This window comes from Rhizobium sophorae, assembly GCF_013087515.1.
GTDB classification, from domain to species: Bacteria; Pseudomonadota; Alphaproteobacteria; order Rhizobiales; family Rhizobiaceae; genus Rhizobium; species Rhizobium sophorae.
In genome coordinates, this window is sequence record NZ_JABFCN010000066.1 from 62,671 (window position 1) to 80,587 (window position 17,917).

General features: G+C 58.8%; 15 protein-coding genes. 11 read left to right on the forward strand and 4 right to left on the reverse strand.

Annotation, left to right across the window (positions count from 1 at the left end):
- Window positions 1-17: 17 nt before the first annotated feature.
- From hemE to G9X64_RS32645, 8 genes are all read left to right on the forward strand, one after another.
- Window positions 18-1,049, forward strand: coding sequence for a uroporphyrinogen decarboxylase (hemE, locus tag G9X64_RS32610; RefSeq protein WP_171378213.1), 1,032 nt, complete (start codon window positions 18-20; stop codon window positions 1,047-1,049).
- A 2-nt stretch (window positions 1,050-1,051) separates the two neighbouring features.
- Entirely contained in the window at window positions 1,052-1,588 is a 537-nt protein-coding gene (hemJ, locus tag G9X64_RS32615) for a protoporphyrinogen oxidase HemJ (protein WP_171378214.1), read from the forward strand.
- Between the two features lie 197 nt (window positions 1,589-1,785).
- A complete protein-coding gene (gene rho, locus G9X64_RS32620; protein ID WP_011654069.1) occupies window positions 1,786-3,051 on the forward strand; it encodes a transcription termination factor Rho in 1,266 nt (421 codons plus the stop codon).
- A gap of 101 nt (window positions 3,052-3,152) precedes the next feature.
- Window positions 3,153-4,472: a tRNA uridine-5-carboxymethylaminomethyl(34) synthesis GTPase MnmE gene (gene mnmE / locus G9X64_RS32625; RefSeq protein ID WP_171378299.1), complete on the forward strand. Its 1,320-nt coding sequence runs from the start codon at window positions 3,153-3,155 to the stop codon at window positions 4,470-4,472.
- 74 nt (window positions 4,473-4,546) lie between these two features.
- Window positions 4,547-6,424 carry a tRNA uridine-5-carboxymethylaminomethyl(34) synthesis enzyme MnmG gene (mnmG, locus tag G9X64_RS32630; protein WP_171378215.1) on the forward strand — a complete coding sequence of 626 codons (1,878 nt, stop codon included), beginning with the start codon at window positions 4,547-4,549 and terminating at the stop codon, window positions 6,422-6,424.
- A 25-nt stretch (window positions 6,425-6,449) separates the two neighbouring features.
- Window positions 6,450-7,067 (forward strand): 16S rRNA (guanine(527)-N(7))-methyltransferase RsmG, encoded by a 618-nt coding sequence (gene rsmG, locus G9X64_RS32635; RefSeq protein ID WP_171378216.1) that lies wholly within the window; start codon window positions 6,450-6,452, stop codon window positions 7,065-7,067.
- 19 nt (window positions 7,068-7,086) lie between these two features.
- Window positions 7,087-7,881, forward strand: a complete 795-nt coding sequence (locus G9X64_RS32640) for a ParA family protein (protein ID WP_011654065.1) — start codon at window positions 7,087-7,089, stop codon at window positions 7,879-7,881.
- 32 nt (window positions 7,882-7,913) lie between these two features.
- Window positions 7,914-8,795 carry a ParB/RepB/Spo0J family partition protein gene (locus G9X64_RS32645; RefSeq protein WP_168309234.1) on the forward strand — a complete coding sequence of 294 codons (882 nt, stop codon included), beginning with the start codon at window positions 7,914-7,916 and terminating at the stop codon, window positions 8,793-8,795.
- 83 nt (window positions 8,796-8,878) lie between these two features.
- Here G9X64_RS32645 and holA read toward each other — a convergent pair whose 3' ends face one another.
- From holA to leuS, 3 genes are read right to left on the reverse strand one after another with little or no spacing between them, the layout of a single operon-like run.
- Window positions 8,879-9,919, reverse strand: a complete 1,041-nt coding sequence (gene holA, locus G9X64_RS32650) for a DNA polymerase III subunit delta (protein WP_171378217.1) — start codon at window positions 9,917-9,919, stop codon at window positions 8,879-8,881.
- A gap of 10 nt (window positions 9,920-9,929) precedes the next feature.
- Window positions 9,930-10,451 carry an LPS assembly lipoprotein LptE gene (gene lptE, locus G9X64_RS32655; RefSeq protein ID WP_171378218.1) on the reverse strand — a complete coding sequence of 174 codons (522 nt, stop codon included), beginning with the start codon at window positions 10,449-10,451 and terminating at the stop codon, window positions 9,930-9,932.
- A complete protein-coding gene (gene leuS / locus G9X64_RS32660; protein ID WP_171378219.1) occupies window positions 10,441-13,071 on the reverse strand; it encodes a leucine--tRNA ligase in 2,631 nt (876 codons plus the stop codon). The genes lptE and leuS overlap by 11 nt, the downstream gene beginning before the upstream one ends.
- A 201-nt stretch (window positions 13,072-13,272) precedes the next feature.
- Here leuS and G9X64_RS32665 point away from each other — a divergent pair, with 201 nt between their 5' ends.
- The 3 genes from G9X64_RS32665 (at window position 13,273) to G9X64_RS32675 (ending at window position 17,009) form a co-directional block, all read left to right on the forward strand.
- Window positions 13,273-13,932, forward strand: coding sequence for a YggS family pyridoxal phosphate-dependent enzyme (locus tag G9X64_RS32665; RefSeq protein ID WP_171378220.1), 660 nt, complete (start codon window positions 13,273-13,275; stop codon window positions 13,930-13,932).
- Window positions 13,933-14,007: 75 nt separating this feature from the next.
- Window positions 14,008-15,918, forward strand: coding sequence for a propionyl-CoA synthetase (locus G9X64_RS32670; RefSeq protein ID WP_171378221.1), 1,911 nt, complete (start codon window positions 14,008-14,010; stop codon window positions 15,916-15,918).
- Between the two features lie 155 nt (window positions 15,919-16,073).
- Entirely contained in the window at window positions 16,074-17,009 is a 936-nt protein-coding gene (locus G9X64_RS32675; RefSeq protein ID WP_168309228.1) for a flagellin N-terminal helical domain-containing protein, read from the forward strand.
- A gap of 79 nt (window positions 17,010-17,088) precedes the next feature.
- Here G9X64_RS32675 and G9X64_RS32680 read toward each other — a convergent pair whose 3' ends face one another.
- The gene (locus tag G9X64_RS32680; RefSeq protein WP_171378222.1) at window positions 17,089-17,793 is read right to left on the reverse strand and encodes a DUF1013 domain-containing protein; all 705 of its coding nucleotides are present in this window, start codon (window positions 17,791-17,793) and stop codon (window positions 17,089-17,091) included.
- Window positions 17,794-17,917: the final 124 nt, after the last annotated feature.

Consider the following 17,917-nt stretch of genomic DNA (forward strand, 5'->3'; position numbering starts at 1 on the left):
TTATAGGGAAGAAGCGCTTGAGCGATACGGGCCGAAAGATCATGAGGGTTCTGAGTGGCGAGAGCATCTCCCCTCCTCCTCTCTGGCTGATGAGACAGGCAGGACGATATCTCCCGGAATATCGGGAGACACGGGCAAAGGCAGGGAGTTTTCTCGATCTCTGCTACACGCCTGACCACGCCGTCGAAGTGACATTGCAGCCGATCCGCCGCTATGGCTTCGATGCTGCGATTCTGTTTTCCGATATCCTGGTCATTCCAGACGCAATGAAGCGGAATGTCCGGTTCACCGAGGGCCATGGGCCGGAGATGGATCCGATCGATGAAGCCGGTATCGGCAGTTTGAACGGCGAAGAGGTTGTCGATTATCTCAGGCCAGTTCTGGAGACGGTGCGGCGGCTACGTGAAGAGTTGCCAGTGGAGACGACGCTGCTCGGCTTCTGCGGCGCACCATGGACGGTTGCGACCTACATGATCGCCGGTCACGGCACGCCGGATCAGGCCCCTGCCCGTCTTTTCGCCTACAAGCATCCCCGCGCTTTCGAGCACCTGCTGATGCTGCTTGCCGACGTATCGGCCGATTATCTCGTCGCACAGATCGATGCCGGCGCCGATGCCGTGCAGATCTTTGATTCCTGGGCAGGTGTTCTCGGCGAGAAGGAGTTCGAGACGTTTGCGATCAGGCCGGTTGCACGGATGATTGCTTCCGTCAAATCGCGACGGCCGCATGCTCGCATCATCGCTTTTGCCAAGGGCGCCGGCTATCAGCTCAAGACCTATCGGCAGAAGACGGGTGCTGATGCAATCGGCCTCGACTGGTCGGTCCCGCTGGCCTTTGCAGCCGAACTTCAGAAGGATGGACCGGTTCAGGGCAACCTCGATCCGATGCGGGTCGTTGCCGGCGGCCGGGCGCTGGAGGAAGGCATCGACGATATTTTGCAGCATCTCGGCAATGGTCCGCTGATCTTCAATCTCGGTCACGGCATTACACCGCAGGCCGACCCAGAGCATGTGCGTCTGCTTGTGGATCGCGTGCGAGGCGGGGCGTGACGATGGAAAAGCAGACGGAGCGGAGATCTGGCGCTTACGCCCGGCGCCGGGCCCATTTTGCGCTGGCCTTCTTTGCGCTGATGGCGGTCGGGCTTTTTGCCTGGAACCCCGATAATCTCTATCTCTGGATCAAGGCGCTGCACATCATCGCGGTCATTTCCTGGATGGCCGGGCTGTTTTATATGCCGAGGCTGTTCATCTATCACACCGATGCGGAGCCCGGCTCGGTGCAGTCGGAAACCTTCAAGGTGATGGAGCGCCGGCTGCTTCGGATCATCATGACGCCGGCGATGATGTTGACGTGGATTTTTGGCCTCTATCTCGCCTGGTCGGTTTATGGGTTCCAGGGTGGCTGGCTGCATGCCAAGATCGGTCTCGTCGTACTGCTGACCGGTGTTCATATGTTTTTCAGCCGCGCCGTCAGGGCTTTCGAGCGGGATGAAAACCGCCGCTCGGCGCGCTATTGGCGGTTCATGAACGAAGCCCCGACGGTGCTGATGATCGTGATCGTCATCCTCGTCGTGGTGAAGCCGTTCTGAGGAAAATAGTCCTCAGGTTAAATTTGCTTCATTTTAAGCAGCCCTCTTGCGGCAGCGATTGCGAGTCGCTATTTTCCGCGCATCTCATCTACGTGGCATGTGTGTAGAGTTCAGTCGTCTGCGAGCCCTTTCGCGGTACCGAATACGACCCAACATCGCCTTTCCCCTTTGAAATTGAAAAGAGTATTGGTCACTTCATGGCTGAAATGAAGCTTCAGGAACTTAAGAGTAAATCCCCGACGGATCTGCTGGCATTTGCCGAATCGCTCGAGGTCGAGAATGCAAGCACGATGCGCAAGCAGGAGCTGATGTTTGCGATCCTCAAGATGCTTGCCAGCCAGGATGTCGAAATTATCGGCGAAGGCGTCGTCGAAGTGCTGCAGGACGGTTTCGGCTTCCTGCGTTCGGCCAATGCAAACTACCTGCCGGGCCCGGATGATATTTACATCTCCCCATCGCAGATCCGCCGTTTCTCGCTGAAAACCGGCGATACGGTCGAAGGCCCCATTCGTGGGCCGAAGGAAGGCGAGCGCTATTTCGCGCTGCTAAAGGTTAACACCATCAATTTCGACGATCCGGAAAAGATCCGTCACAAGGTTCATTTCGACAATCTGACGCCGCTCTACCCGAACGAGCGCTTCAAGATGGAACTGGATATCCCCACCACCAAGGATCTGTCGCCGCGTGTGATCGATCTGGTGGCGCCGCTCGGCAAGGGCCAGCGTGGATTGATCGTCGCACCACCGCGCACCGGTAAAACCGTGCTGCTGCAGAACATCGCGCATTCGATCACCGCCAACCATCCGGAGTGCTATCTGATCGTCCTGCTGATCGATGAACGCCCCGAAGAAGTCACCGACATGCAGCGCTCGGTTCGCGGCGAGGTTATTTCCTCGACCTTCGACGAACCGGCCGTGCGTCACGTGCAGGTCGCCGAGATGGTCATCGAGAAGGCCAAGCGCCTTGTCGAACACGGCCGCGACGTTGTCATCCTGCTCGATTCGATCACGCGCCTGGGCCGTGCCTATAACACGGTCGTTCCCTCGTCAGGCAAGGTCCTGACCGGCGGTGTGGACGCCAACGCTCTGCAGCGGCCGAAGCGCTTCTTCGGCGCGGCGCGTAACATCGAGGAAGGCGGCTCTCTGACTATCATCGCCACGGCGCTGATCGATACCGGCAGCCGCATGGACGAAGTCATCTTCGAAGAATTCAAGGGTACCGGCAACTCGGAAATCGTCCTCGACCGCAAGGTCGCCGACAAGCGTATCTTCCCGGCGATGGATATCCTGAAGTCGGGCACACGCAAGGAAGATCTTCTCGTTCCACGCCAGGACCTGCAGAAGATCTTCGTGCTCCGCCGCATCCTGGCCCCGATGGGCACGACCGATGCGATCGAATTCCTTATCGACAAGCTCAAGCAGACGAAGAACAATTCCGACTTCTTCGATTCGATGAATACCTGATCCTTAGCCGGATTCACCTTGCGAGAGCTGGAGGCATCGTCATGATGTCGCCAGCTTTTCTATTTGAAGGAATCGATTTCGATTCCGATGGACCAAGCGATATGGCCGTGTTGAATGATACCATATATGCGCTCTCGAGCGGTGCCCTGCCTTCGGGTGTTTCAGTCATTCGAATCAGCGGCCCGCTGACCAGAGACATATTGGTGAAGCTCGTCGGATCCGTTCCGGCAGCCCGGCATGCATCTCACCGAACGATTCGGACTCGTAACAACCAGCCGATCGACAGCGGCCTGGTGCTGTTTTTCCCTGCTCCGAATTCGTTTACCGGCGAGGATGTTGCCGAGCTGCAGGTCCACGGCAGCAGAGCCGTGCTGGCGGCGCTGTTTCACGCGCTTGGCGATATTCCGGGTGTTCGGATGGCAGTCGAGGGTGAGTTCTCCCGTCGTGCTTTTGAGAACGGCAAACTTGATCTGGTCGAAGTTGAGGGGCTTGCCGATCTCATTGGCGCCGAGACCGAAATGCAACGGCGCCTTGCAGTCGAACATAGCGCAGGCGGGCTATCCGCAATTTACGATTCGTGGGCGGAACGATTGACGCGTGCCCGAGCGCTGATCGAGGCGGAGCTTGATTTCCCAGACGAGGACGACGTTCCAGGGTCGGTATCGGATATGGTCTGGGCCGATTTGGCGAAGCTTCGCAGCGGTATCGAGGATCACCTGGCGGCAGCTTCTGCCGGCGAGATTATCCGAGACGGCTTCAAGGTGGTCATCGCCGGCGCTCCGAATGCGGGAAAATCGAGCCTGTTGAACGCCTTGGCGCGTCGAGACGTCGCCATCGTGACGGAGATCGCCGGGACCACCCGCGACGTCTTGCAGGTTGACCTCGACATTGATGGTTACCTGATCAGGCTCTATGACACTGCGGGTCTTCGCGAGGCGGATGACAGGGTCGAAAAGGAAGGTGTGCGGCGCGCGCGCGTAGCACTGCGTGATGCCGATCTAGTCCTGCTGCTGGTCGACATGACGAAACCTCTGATTCCCGACGACTTGGAGCAGTCCTCTCCGCATGTTACTGTCGGGACAAAGAAGGATCTGACCGAAATCGCTTCGGGTCGGTATGATCTGCAGATTTCCACCGCGACGGGTGACGGTCTGCCGGAACTGCGGCGGTTGATCGGCGAGATCGTCGCGAGACGTTTTGCCGGCCTGTCTATGGCAATCCCCAGCCGGCAGCGGCATAAGGATTCGCTAGCGAAATGTTTAGCGGCGCTCGATGCGGCCATATCGCAGCCGGATGTGAATCTTGAACTGCGGACCGAGCAGCTGCGAATTGCCGCGGACTATTTGGGCAGAATTACCGGACGAGTGGATGTCGAACAACTGCTCGGGGTAATCTTCTCCGAATTTTGTATTGGCAAATGATTCACGTGAAACCTTTCGGGCTAAAGCCCCCTGCAAGGTTTCACGTGAAACGCCTGCCGGATATGGAGTCTTGAATGACGGATAATGTCTTCGACGTGATTGTGATCGGTGGCGGCCATGCGGGTTCGGAGGCTGCCAGCGCAGCTGCGCGCCTCGGGGCAAAAACCGTTCTGATTACGCATAGGCGGGACACGATCGGGGTCATGTCCTGTAATCCGGCGATTGGCGGGCTGGGCAAGGGCCATCTTGTTCGGGAGATCGATGCGATGGATGGCCTGATGGGTCGCGTCGCCGATGTTGCAGGCATTCAATTCAGGATGCTCAACAAGAAAAAAGGCGCGGCTGTCCGAGGACCGCGGACGCAGGCGGATCGAAAGCTTTATCGCCTGGCAATGCTGGCGGCGATCGAAGCGACGCCGAACCTGGATATCATCGAAGGCGATGCGTTTGATCTGGACGTTGTCGATAGTTGCGTCGCTGGCGTGATTATGAAGGACGGTCGGACCCTGAAAGCGCCGGCGGTGGTTTTGACCACTGGAACCTTTCTGCGCGGTCTTATTCATATCGGGTCGGAAAAGACACCGGCCGGACGTGTCGGTGAAGCGCCGTCAATCGGATTGTCTGCGACCCTCGCCCGGCTGGGACTGCGATTGGGACGTCTGAAGACCGGCACACCCGCCCGGCTGGACGGAAAGACGATCGACTGGCAATCCGTCGGTCGACAGGGGGCTGACGAGGAGCTTGTCCCCTTCTCCTTTATGACAGACACGATTACGACGCCACAGATCGAATGCGGGGTTACCAGGACAACTGAAGCGACCCACCGCATCATTGTCGACAACATTATGCGCTCGGCAATGTATTCCGGGCAGATCGAAGGCGTCGGACCTCGCTATTGCCCGTCGATCGAAGATAAGCTGGTGAAATTCGGAGAGCGGGATGGACATCAGGTCTTTCTCGAACCCGAGGGACTGGACGATGATACGGTATATCCGAACGGGATTTCCACCTCCTTGCCAGCGGAGGTGCAGGCCGACTTCATCAAAACGATTCCCGGCCTCGAAGCGGCAAGAATACTGCAACCGGGCTATGCGATCGAATATGATCATGTTGATCCGAGAGAGCTCACTCCATCGCTGGAGGTTAAACGGCTGAAAGGCCTGTTTCTCGCCGGCCAGATCAATGGTACCACCGGCTATGAAGAGGCGGCCGCGCAGGGATTAGCAGCCGGACTGAATGCTGCATTGCGAAGCAGCGATTCGGATTCGTTCCATTTCAGCCGGACCAGTTCTTATATTGGCGTCATGATCGACGATCTTACGTCCCGCGGCGTTACGGAACCGTATCGAATGTTTACCTCGCGGGCGGAGTATCGGCTGACCTTGCGGGCTGACAACGCCGATATGCGCTTGACACCGTTGGCCATTCGGCTTGGATGCGTCAGTGACGCGCGAGTACAGCGATTCACATCCTACCAAGCAGAGATCGAAACCAGCCGGGCGCTGTTGCAGTCGCTGGCGGTTACACCGAATGAGGCGCGTCGCGCGGGCTTGAATATCAATCTCGATGGGCAGCGCCGAACCGCGTATGACTTGTTGTCCTACCCGAATTATGATTTCACCGTGCTCCGTCATGTTTGGCCCGAGAAGCTCGGTATGATTGGACCGAAAGTTGCGGAAGCGTTGGAGATAGAGGCGGGCTATTCGGTTTATCTCGATCGACAAGCCGCGGCGATTGCCGATCAGCAACGCGACGAGGAACGGCAGATACCGCTTGATTTCAGCTATGACGCGCTGTCCGGTCTCTCGAACGAGCTGAAGGGAAAGCTGAGCGCTGCTCGCCCCTTCAATATTGCCCAGGCTGCAATCGTTGAAGGGATGACACCTGCGGCAATCGCACTGCTGCTCGTACATTTGCGTCGATTATCCTCTGCCGAGCGCCATAGCGCTTGATTACAAGATTTGAGAGTCTTTCAGAATGGAATTAAACGGTTTGCGTGTTTCACGTGAAACACAGGAACGGTTGCAACACTTTGCAGCGCTGTTTCAGAAGTGGGCAAGAGCAATCAACCTGGTGGCGCCGTCGACACTCGATGATCTATGGCACCGGCACATCGCTGATAGCAGCCAGATCTTTCAGATCCATCCTCAACCGACTACCTGGGTTGACCTCGGCAGTGGGGGCGGCTTTCCTGGCGTCATTACGGCCATTTTTCTGGCCGAGCTGCAAGGTGGATGGGTCCATCTGGTCGAAAGCAACCACAAAAAGGCAGCGTTTCTGCGGACAGCGCTGCGGGAGACAAATGCGCGCGGCAGCGTCCATAGCATTCGAATCGAAGATGCTTATACGGAAGTTGGCGAATGCGGTGCGATTTCAGCGCGTGCCCTTGCGGATCTTGAGGCGCTCATCGGTTATTCATCCCCCTGGATGCTTGGCAAGGAAAATTGTCGTGGCTTCTTTCATAAAGGCCGGGATTACCTCAGGGAAATTGACAAAGCACGTGGTCGGTGGGAATTCGATCTGTTAGAACATAAGAGCGCCGTCGAGCAGAAATCTGTTATTCTGGAAATATCAAATCTCCGGCGCTTGGTTTAACAGATCGGATATTGCGGCAATGGCTGGCGAACGACATCGGATTATCACCATCGCAAATCAGAAGGGTGGCGTTGGTAAGACGACCACAGCAATCAATCTGGCAACGGCGCTTGCTGCTATAGGCGAGCGCGTCTTGATCGTCGATCTCGACCCGCAGGGCAATGCCAGCACTGGCCTCGGTATCGATCGTCGTGATCGCAAGCTGTCCTCCTACGACCTTATGGTCGGTGATCGGGGGATCCCCGAAGTGACTCTCGAAACAGCGGTTCCTAATCTGTTTATCGTCCCCTCGACCATGGATCTGCTCGGCATCGAGATGGAAATCTCGCAGCAGAGCGATCGGGTGTTTAAATTGCGGAAGGCGCTGTCTTCCCCCGAAGCCATGGCGTTTTCTTACATTCTTCTGGATTGCCCGCCGTCGTTCAATCTGCTGACGATGAATGCCATGGCGGCAGCGCATTCGGTGCTGGTGCCGCTGCAATGCGAATTCTTTGCCCTGGAGGGGCTGAGCCAGCTGCTTGAGACCGTCAGCCAGGTTCGCCGGACAGTTAACCCGCGTCTGGATATTCAGGGTATCGTCTTGACGATGTTCGATGCGCGCAACAATCTTGCCCAGCAGGTTGTCAATGACGTGCGTACGCATCTCGGGGACAAGGTTTACCACACGTTAATTCCGCGCAACGTCCGGGTTTCCGAAGCTCCGTCCTACGGTAAGCCGGCTATTCTCTATGACTTGAAGTGCGCGGGCAGTCAGGCCTATCTGCAACTGGCCTCCGAGGTCATTCAGCGAGAACGCCAAAGACTGGCCGCGTGATATCATTTTAGGGGTGTAGGTGAGTGTAGATCATGAATGACGATGTATCAAAGCGGCGATTGGGCCGTGGCCTTGCGGCGCTGATTGGTGAAATGGATCAGCCTGTCCCGGTGGAAGCCGAGCGGACTATCAACGCCGACAGAATGATCCCGATCGAGTTCGTCAGCCGTAATCCCCGCAATCCCCGTCGTTTCTTCGATGACTCGGAGTTGCACGATCTCGCAAGCTCCATTCGTCAACATGGTATCGTTCAGCCGATTGTTGTGCGGACGATGTCGCGGGATCGATATGAAATCATCGCCGGCGAGCGACGCTGGCGCGCCGCTCAGCTTGCCGGGCTGATCGAGATTCCTGTCATTGTCCGTGATGTGGATGACAAGACCGCGCTGGAAATCGCGATTGTCGAAAACGTGCAGCGCGCGGATCTCAATGCCCTGGAAGAGGCGTTGGGTTATGAACAGCTTATCTCGGAATACGGCTACACCCAGAACGACCTTGGCGAAATCATCGGCAAAAGCCGCAGCCACGTTGCCAACTCGTTGCGCCTGTTGAAATTGCCTGATCCGGTTCGCGATCTGCTTGCCGCCGGCAGCTTATCGGCCGGGCACGCGCGAGCATTGGTTTCGACATCCGACCCGGCAGGTCTTGCCCGTACGATCGTTGCCAAGGGCATGTCGGTGCGTGATGCGGAAAAGCTGGCGCAAAACAATATCAAGGCCCAATCGGAGCCGCAGCAGGCGACATTGCGGCGAGATCAGAAAGATTCCGATACGCTGGCGCTGGAACGGACACTTTCCGATGCACTCGGCCTTGATGTTGCGATCAATCACAAGGCAAGCGGCGGCCAGATCAAAATTTCCTATAAGTCGCTAGAGCAGCTCGAGGAAATCTGCCGTTTGCTCGAGAGGCGCTAGAGCGCTGTAGGACGCTCTAACTCCTTGAATCAACGCGTCGTGCTTTCAGAAAACGGTTGTGATTTTCAGTCAATGTGCCCTGGTCAGGCGGATTTCCGACCGGATTGAAGGGTGGTGGACAGCAGCGTTTGCATCGCAACGCTGTCTTCCAGCACCTGCCGCCGTCTGCTTTGCAGAATAGCGGCCTGTAGCCGATTGGATTCACGGGCGATGCTTTCCGCGGTCCATTGGCGCAGCGCTTGTTCGATGATCGGTTTGCGGCGGAAATGCAGATGCCGCCCCATCGTCTGCATGATCTGTGGCGGCTGTAGCCGCTTTTCATCCATTTCGGCACGCATAGAATCCAGAAGCTGGAATTGCTTCAGGCATGCCTGCAGTACGAGAAAGATTGCAGTTTTCGAGCTGCTGATTTTATGCATGGCGTGCAGAAAGGCGTTGAGATCACCGCCGAGAATGGCGTCGACGGCGTCGTCAACCGAGATGGCGCTGGCGTCGCCGATTATTTCGGTAACGTGATGTTCTTCGACCGTATCGAAGCCGCGGCAGTAAAGAGCAAGCTTGCGCACCTCGTTTCGGGAAGCGATCCTGTCGCCGCCGATCAACGCGATCAGCGCCTGGCGCGCGGCCGGCGTAATGCCGAGCTTTTCTGCACCGAGCTCCGTATCGATCAAAGCATTCAAGGCCCGGCTGTCATCGGCATAGGAGGGGATCGTCATGACAGATCGTGCGGCTTCCGCGGTCTTGCGCAGCAGGGAACCCTTCTTGAGGTCACCGGCCTCGACGATCAGATAAGCGGCTTCGAGTGGTTTTTCGGCCAGCAGCGCCAAAGAATCGACGAGATATTTCTCGTTGGCAGCACCGCGGATCCAGATCAGTTTCTCACCGCCGAACAGGCCGATCGACTGGACCTCGTCGACCAACCGACCGGGGTCTTTCTGCAGGTCGCCGATATCGAGCTTCGTCAGCGAGAAGGGATCATCGAGAGCAACACCGCTCTTGCCGGCGAGCTGGCTTGCCCGTTCGGAAACAAGACCACGATCCGGTCCGTAGATGACGTAAATCCGATAGTTCCGTGCCGATTTCTGCAGGAATGTCTCGAATTCGTGGGATTTTATCTCTGCCACGTCTCCGCCCTCAGCGGCTGAGGGCAGCGGCGATATCGGCTCCCACGAATTCCGCCACCTGATCCGCCGCGCGGTTCTCCGCGTCGCGGATCGCCCGCTGCTTGGCGAATTCCTGTTCGGAAAAATCCACCAGCGCCGTGGTAGCGCGGCTGCCGGCCTTGATGATGTGATCGTCGGTTGCCGAACGCAGCGTGTAGGTGACGCTGACGGTCACACGGCCGGCGCGCGACGTATCCGAGGAATCCGTCAGGAGCGTATCGGCAACCGACGAGGTAGCGCGAAGCTCAACCTGATACTGCGGGTTTACCGCTTCACCGGCACCGCGCGACGCAAGGAAGATCAGGCGATTGCGCACCTGCTGCTCGACGCGGCTGCTTGCTGGGGAAAAGCCGACCGAGGAAAGCTTTTCGACGACACCGGAATTCTCGGAGTAAAGCGGTCGGACCTGGCAGGCGGAGAGAAAAGCCGCCGAGGCAAAGATCATGGCGATGCCGGCATTGCGGGCCAGCTTGCAAGCGATATCAAACGACAATGTTTACAATCCTTTGGGGAACCACGATGATCTTCTTCGGTGCCTGTCCGTTCAGCGCGTTCTTCACCGCATCCAGATCCAGCACGGCGTCGGTGACGGCATTCTGATCTGCATCGCGAGAAATTGTCAATTCAGCGCGTTTCTTGCCGTTGATCTGTACCGGCAGGACGACATCGTTTTCGATGACGAGTGTTTCGTCGTAGCGCGGCCAGTCTGTCCGGGCAAGCAGGCCTTCATTGCCGAGCGCGGCCCAGCACTCCTCAGCCAGATGCGGCGTCATCGGAGAGACGAGCTGAATCAGGATCTCCACGGCATCGCGCACCGCCGCGCGATAGGTGGCATCACCCTCGCCTGCCGCAACTCTCGTCATCGGTGCGGCCAGCGCGTTGACGAGTTCGTAAATTCGGGCAACGGCCTTGTTGAACCAGAGCTTGTCATAGTCGTTCTCGACAGCCTTCAGCGTCTTGTGGGCGGCCTGCGAGATCGACAAGGCTTCCCCATCGGTTGCCGGCGCAGGTGCAACGGCGGAGAGCGCGTCCGCTGCTTCGGAAATCAGGCGCCACAGACGCTGGGTGAAACGATGGGCGCCCTCGACGCCTGCCTCGGACCAGATGACATCACGCTCGGGTGGAGAGTCGGACAGAACAAAGAAGCGGGCGGTATCGGCGCCGTAGGAGGCGATGATATCGTCGGGATCGACGACGTTCTTTTTCGATTTCGACATTTTCTCGATCGAGCCGATCGCGACTTCCTCGCCCGACGTCAGCAGGAAAGCTCGGCGTTTGCCGTCGAGTTCGTCGATACGGATATCAGCGGGTGCCACCCATTCGCGGCTGGCGCCGGCGCCACGGCTATAGGTTTCGTGGACCACCATGCCCTGGGTGAAGAGACCCTTGAAGGGTTCGGTGGCGGCGACGTGACCGGTCTCGCGCATGGCGCGGGTGAAGAAGCGGGAATAGAGCAAGTGCAGGATCGCGTGCTCGATGCCGCCAATATACTGGTCGACCGGCAGCCAGCGGTTTGCCGCCTCCGGATCGGTCGGCTTTTCTTCCCAGGGCGCGGTGAAGCGGGTGAAATACCAACTCGAATCGACGAAGGTGTCCATCGTATCCGTCTCGCGGCGGGCATCCTTGCCGCAGTTCGGGCAGGAGACATGGCGCCAGGTCGGATGACGGTCGAGCGGATTGCCCGGCTGGTCGAAGGTGACGTCGTCGGGCAGCTTGACCGGCAGGTCCGCCTTCGGCACCGGAACAACACCGCAATCATCGCAATGGATGACCGGGATCGGGCAGCCCCAATAACGCTGGCGAGAAATGCCCCAATCGCGCAGGCGGAAATTGACCTTGCGTTCGCCCTGCGGCGCATTGCCGAGCGAAGCGGCCGACAGCCGGTCGGCGACGATATTGAAGGCTTCTTCGGTCGTCTTGCCGTCGAGGAAGCGTGAATTGATCATCACGCCATCGCCGTCATAGGCGGTGTCACCGACGGAGAAGCTTGCGGCATCGCCATCCCTCGGCATGACGACGGCCACCACCGGCAGGCCATATTTGCGTGCAAAATCAAGGTCGCGCTGGTCGCCCGAGGGGCAGCCGAAGATCGCGCCGGTGCCATAATCCATCAAAACGAAATTGGCGATATAGACCGGCAGCTCCCAGGAGGGATCGAGCGGGTGCCGGACGCGGATACCGGTATCCATACCCTTCTTTTCGGCGGTCTCGAGTGCTGCGAGCGAGGTGCCGGCGCGGCGGCACTCCTCGCAGAAGGCTTCGATATCAGGGTTCTTTGCGGCGGCACCCTTTGCCAGCGGATGATCGGCGGCGATTGCCAGGAAGGAAGCGCCGAAGAGCGTGTCCGGCCGGGTCGTATAGACCGTGACTTCGCTTTCGCCGGCAGGTGCCGTTTCCGGCACGATCTCCCAGCGGATCGTCAGGCCTTCCGAACGGCCGATCCAGTTCTTCTGCATCAGGCGCACTTTTTCCGGCCACTGGTCGAGCGTATCCAGCGCGTCGAGCAGATCCTGGCTGAAGTCGGTAATCTTGAAAAACCATTGTGTCAGTTCACGCTGTTCGACGAGCGCGCCGGAACGCCAGCCGCGTCCATCGATCACCTGTTCGTTGGCGAGCACGGTGTTGTCGACAGGATCCCAGTTGACCTTGGACTGCTTGCGATAGACCAGGCCCTTCTCCAGGAAATCCAGAAAGAGATGCTGCTGGTGCTGATAATATTCGACGTCGCAGGTGGCGAATTCGCGGCTCCAGTCCAGCGAAAGACCCATGGCCTTCAATTGCGCCTTCATCGAGCCGATATTCTGGTACGTCCAGGAGGCGGGATGCACGCCGCGCTCCATGGCGGCATTCTCCGCCGGCATGCCGAAGGCATCCCATCCCATCGGATGCAGCACGTTGTAACCGCGGGCGCGCTTGTAGCGGGCGACGACATCGCCCATGGCGTAATTGCGGACATGACCCATGTGGATGCGCCCCGAGGGATAGGGGAACATTTCGAGGACGTAATATTTTTCGCGCGGATCGGCATTGTCGGTTTCGAAGACCTTGTCTTCATTCCATTTTTGCTGCCAGCGGGGCTCGGCATCGCGCGGATTATAACGTTCGGTGGCCATGGTATTCGTATTTCCGGAAAATCTGGGGAGGTTGGTCGAGACCTTCACCATGAAACCACCGTAGCGTCAAGTTTTGCAGGCGCTGCGAGCGTCCGATCTTGATCATGACCAGGCGATTTCGCGAAGGCGGGTCTTGGCAAGCACAGGCTGGCTAGTTAGTTCATTGCCGATCCTTTCATGCTGGTATGTCGAGGCAGAACGATGGAACTTCAAGAGCGCTTGAACGATGTGCGGTCGCGGATTGCGGCCGGGGAACGCGAGGCAGGTCGTTCGGCGGGTTCCGTTCAGCTCGTCGCGGTGTCGAAGACCTTCGAGGCGGACGCGATCCGCCCGGCCATCGAAGCCGGGCAGCGTGTCTTCGGCGAGAACCGGGTGCAGGAAAGCCAGGGCAAGTGGCCGGCGCTGAAAGCAGAGCATCAGAATATCGAGCTGCATCTGATCGGACCGCTGCAATCGAACAAGGCGGCGGATGCTGTGGCGCTTTTCGACGTCATTGAGACGGTAGATCGGGAAAAGATCGCCCGCGCGCTTGCCGAGGAGATGAAGCGGCAAGGCAAGGCGCTGCGGCTCTATGTCCAGGTCAATACCGGGCTCGAACCGCAGAAGGCCGGCATCGCTCCTGACGACACGCCGGCCTTCGTCGCCTTCTGCCGCGACGAACTCGGCCTTTCGATCGAAGGTTTGATGTGCATTCCGCCAGCCGAGGAAAATCCCGGGCCGCATTTCGCCCTCTTGGCGAAGCTCGCGCTCAAATGCGGCGTCGAAAAACTTTCCATGGGCATGTCGGGCGACTACGGGACGGCGATCGCCTTCGGCGCCACCAGCGTGCGTGTGGGATCAGCGATTTTCGGCACGCGCTGAAACGCTGCTTTGGTCGGGCTTCCTGTTCCCCTTAATGCCGCCTAGATTAGGTTTGCATGTCCTGGGGAGGAGCAGATGCAGAACGGCTATCATCAGGCCTATGCGGCCTGGAAGCGCGATCCCGAAGCCTTCTGGCGCGAAGCGGCCAGTGACATCGACTGGTTCGAGCCAGCGGAGCGGGTGTTCTCGCCGAATGACGGCGTCTATGGCCGTTGGTTCTCAGATGCCGAAACCAATACATGCCACAATTGCCTGGACCGGCATGTGGCTGCCGGCCGCGGCGGCGAGACAGCGGTCATCTTCGACAGCGCAATGAACGGCGAGAAGCACCGTTTCACCTATGATGAGGTGATTCGCGAGGTGATGGCCATCGCATCAGCCTTGGTCGAGCGCGGCGTCGGCAAAGGCGATCGCGTCATCCTTTATATGCCGATGGTGCCGCAGGCGGTCTTTTCGATGCTCGCCTGCGCCCGCATCGGTGCGGTTCACTCCGTCGTTTTCGGCGGGTTTGCCGCCAGCGAACTTGCGGCGCGCATCGACGATTGCGGTGCGAAGCTGGTGATCACCGCGAGCTGCGGGCTCGAGCCTGGTCGCATCGTCGCCTACAAGCCACTGGTCGATCAGGCGATCGAGATTGCGCGTTCGAAGCCGGAGCGCTGTCTGGTGCTGCAGCGGCCGGAGCTTCGGGCAGATCTCGTCAGCGGTCGAGATCAGGATTTCGAGGTGGCGGTGGCGCAGCATCGTGGCGCTGAGATCGCCTGTGTCTCCGTCAAGGCGACCGATCCGCTCTACATCCTCTATACCTCGGGCACGACGGGCCAACCCAAGGGCGTCGTGCGCGACAATGGCGGCCATATGGTCGCGCTCAACTGGTCGATGCAGAATATCTACGGCTTGAAACCGGGCGAGGTCTTCTGGACGGCTTCGGATATCGGCTGGGTTGTCGGGCATTCCTATATCGTCTATGCCCCGCTGCTCGCCGGCGTAACCACTTTGATCTTCGAGGGAAAACCGGTCGGCACTCCGGATGCAGGCGCATTCTGGCGCATCGTTTCAGAATATCAGGTGCGGGTGCTCTTCACGGCGCCGACGGCATTCCGCGCCATCCGGCGGGAGGACGGTGACGGTGAACTGATGCACCAATATCCCATGCCGGATCTACGGGCGCTGTTTCTTGCCGGCGAGAGGGCGGATCCGGAGACGTTGAAATGGGCCGAGCGCATGCTTGGCATACCCGTCATCGATCATTGGTGGCAGACGGAGACCGGCTGGCCGATCGCCGCAAATCCGCTGGGTCTCGGCGCCCTTCCCGTCAAGCACGGTTCGCCGGCGCTGCCGATGCCCGGCTATGATATTGCGGTGCTGGACGATGCCGGTCATCCGATAGAGGCGGGAACGCTCGGCAATATCGTCGTGAAGCTGCCCCTCCCGCCCGGCTGCCTGCCGACCCTTTGGAACGCGGACGACCGTTTTCGCTCGGCCTATCTCGATGAGTTCCCCGGCTACTACAAGACGGCCGATGCCGGCTATGTCGATGAGGACGGCTATCTCTTCATCATGTCGCGCACCGACGACATCATCAATTGCGCCGGGCATCGGCTCTCGACCGGGGCGATGGAGGAGGTCTGTGCGCGTCATCCGGATGTCGCCGAATGCGCTGTTATCGGCGTGATCGATGCGCTGAAGGGTCAGGCGCCCTGCGGTTTCCTGGTGCTGAAACGACATGTTTCCCGTGACACGACGGCGATCGAATCAGAGGTCGTGGCGATGATTCGTGATTCGATCGGGCCTGTCGCCGCCTTCAAGACGGCCATCACCGTTAACCGGTTGCCGAAGACACGCTCCGGCAAAATCCTGCGCGGAACGATGCAGAAGATCGCCGACGGCATACCCTGGAAAATGCCTGCAACTATCGATGATCCAACGATTTTAGAGGAAATTGCCGAGGCGCTCCGCGGACGCGGTTTAGGCTCCCTGCCGATGTGAATTAAACTTTCGGTAAGCCTAATTGAGGAATTGTTAACCATGTTGATGCAAGCATTTGTTAACGGCAATGGCTTGCATAGCAGGCTTTGCATGACGCGGTCGCCGTTACCGGCTTAGTCCGGATTGCCCCTTTCTCAACGATTGTGGAACGGATCATGACAAGCATCCTCACCAACAACGCTGCCATGGCAGCGCTGCAGACTTTGCGCGGCGTAAACGATAGCCTCAAGGACACTCAGGGTCGCGTTTCCTCGGGTTATCGTGTCGAGAAGGCGGCTGACAATGCCGCTTACTGGTCGATTGCTACGACCATGCGTTCTGACAACAAGGCGCTTTCGGCCGTCTCCGACGCGCTCGGGCTTGGTGCAGCCAAGGTCGATACCGCTTATTCGGCCATGGATAGCGCGCTCGATGTCGTCAGCGAAATCAAGGCCAAGATCGTCGCCGCCACCGAAAAAGGCGTCGACAAGACGAAGATCCAGCAGGAACTCGACCAGTTTCAGGAGCAGCTGCTCAGCATTGCCCAATCGGCGTCCTTCTCCGGCGAAAACTGGGTAGCCGGCGCCTCAGGCACGAAGAGCGTCGTTTCGTCTTTCGTGCGCGACGGCAGCAATGCCGTTTCGGTCAAGATGACGGACTACGTGCTCAATGCAGGCACGCTTGGAAACGTGCTTTTCGGCATGACCAGTACCGGTGCGATCGAGACGACCAGCGGTATCATTGGTACGGCCTTCAACGGGACCTATGGCGGTGCCGTCATCGTCATGCCGTCGATATATGCTCTCGACATCACCAATTTCACCCAGGGACAGCTCGACGCAGCCCTGACCGGTATCGAACTGGTTCTCGGCGCCATGACCGCCGCCGGCTCGGCGCTCGGCTCGATCTCGACCCGTATCCAGCTGCAGGAAACGTTCGTCAGCGGCTTGCACGATTCGATCGACTCCGGCGTCGGACGCCTGGTCGATGCCGATATGGAAGAGGAATCGAGCAAGCTCTCGGCGTTGCAGACGCAGCAGCAGCTCGCCATCCAGTCGCTCTCGATCGCCAATACCTCGGCGCAAAACATCCTCACCCTGTTCCGCAGCTAATCCGAAACAGGCCATCCGCAATAAAAAACCCCGCCGGTCAGCTCATACCGGCGGGGTTTTTCATGAGATGACTGGTATCTCAGTACTGATCGTCGTCCTCGTCCTTCGGGGCCGAGCGCAGCGAGCTCAGCTTGCGGAAGACGGCGTCGGCGTCGATTTCCCTTTCCTTTTCCTCCTCGCGCTCGTAGCTCGGGGTCAGGCGCTCGGTGTCCTGGGCCGATTGCAGCGTTGCGCCGAGCTCGGCAGCGGTCGGCAGCGGACGGCCCTTGGAGGCCTTTTCCACTTCCATGTCGAGATCGATCTGGCTGCAAAGGCCGAGCGTGACCGGATCCATCGGCGCCAAGTTGGCGGAGTTCCAGTGGGTGCGCTCGCGGATCTGCTCGATCGTCGATTTCGTCGTGCCGACGAGGCGGGAAATCTGCGCGTCCTTCAGCTCCGGATGGTTGCGAACCAGCCAGAGAATGGCGTTCGGACGGTCCTGACGCTTGGAAACCGGCGTATAACGCGGACCGCGGCGCTTGGATTCCGGCACCCGCACCTTCGGTTCGGAAAGCTTCAGCTTGTGGTTCGGATTGGCCTCGGCGCGGGCAATCTCGTCGCGGGAAAGCTGTCCTGTCGAGATCGGGTCGAGGCCCTTGATGCCCTGCGCCGCTTCGCCGTCGGCGATCGCCTTGACTTCGAGCGGATGCAGTTTGCAGAACTGCGCGATCTGATCGAAAGACAGTGCCGTATTGTCGACGAGCCAAATGGCTGTCGCCTTCGGCATGAGCAGTGTTTGAGCCATGGATATAGTCCTTCTATCGTCCGCGCCGGTCGCGGTCCGTGGATTGTCACCACAATGTCCGGGAAATATGGCGCTATATAACCGCACTGTCGCAGAATTGCAATTCTTCCGAAATGAAATGACC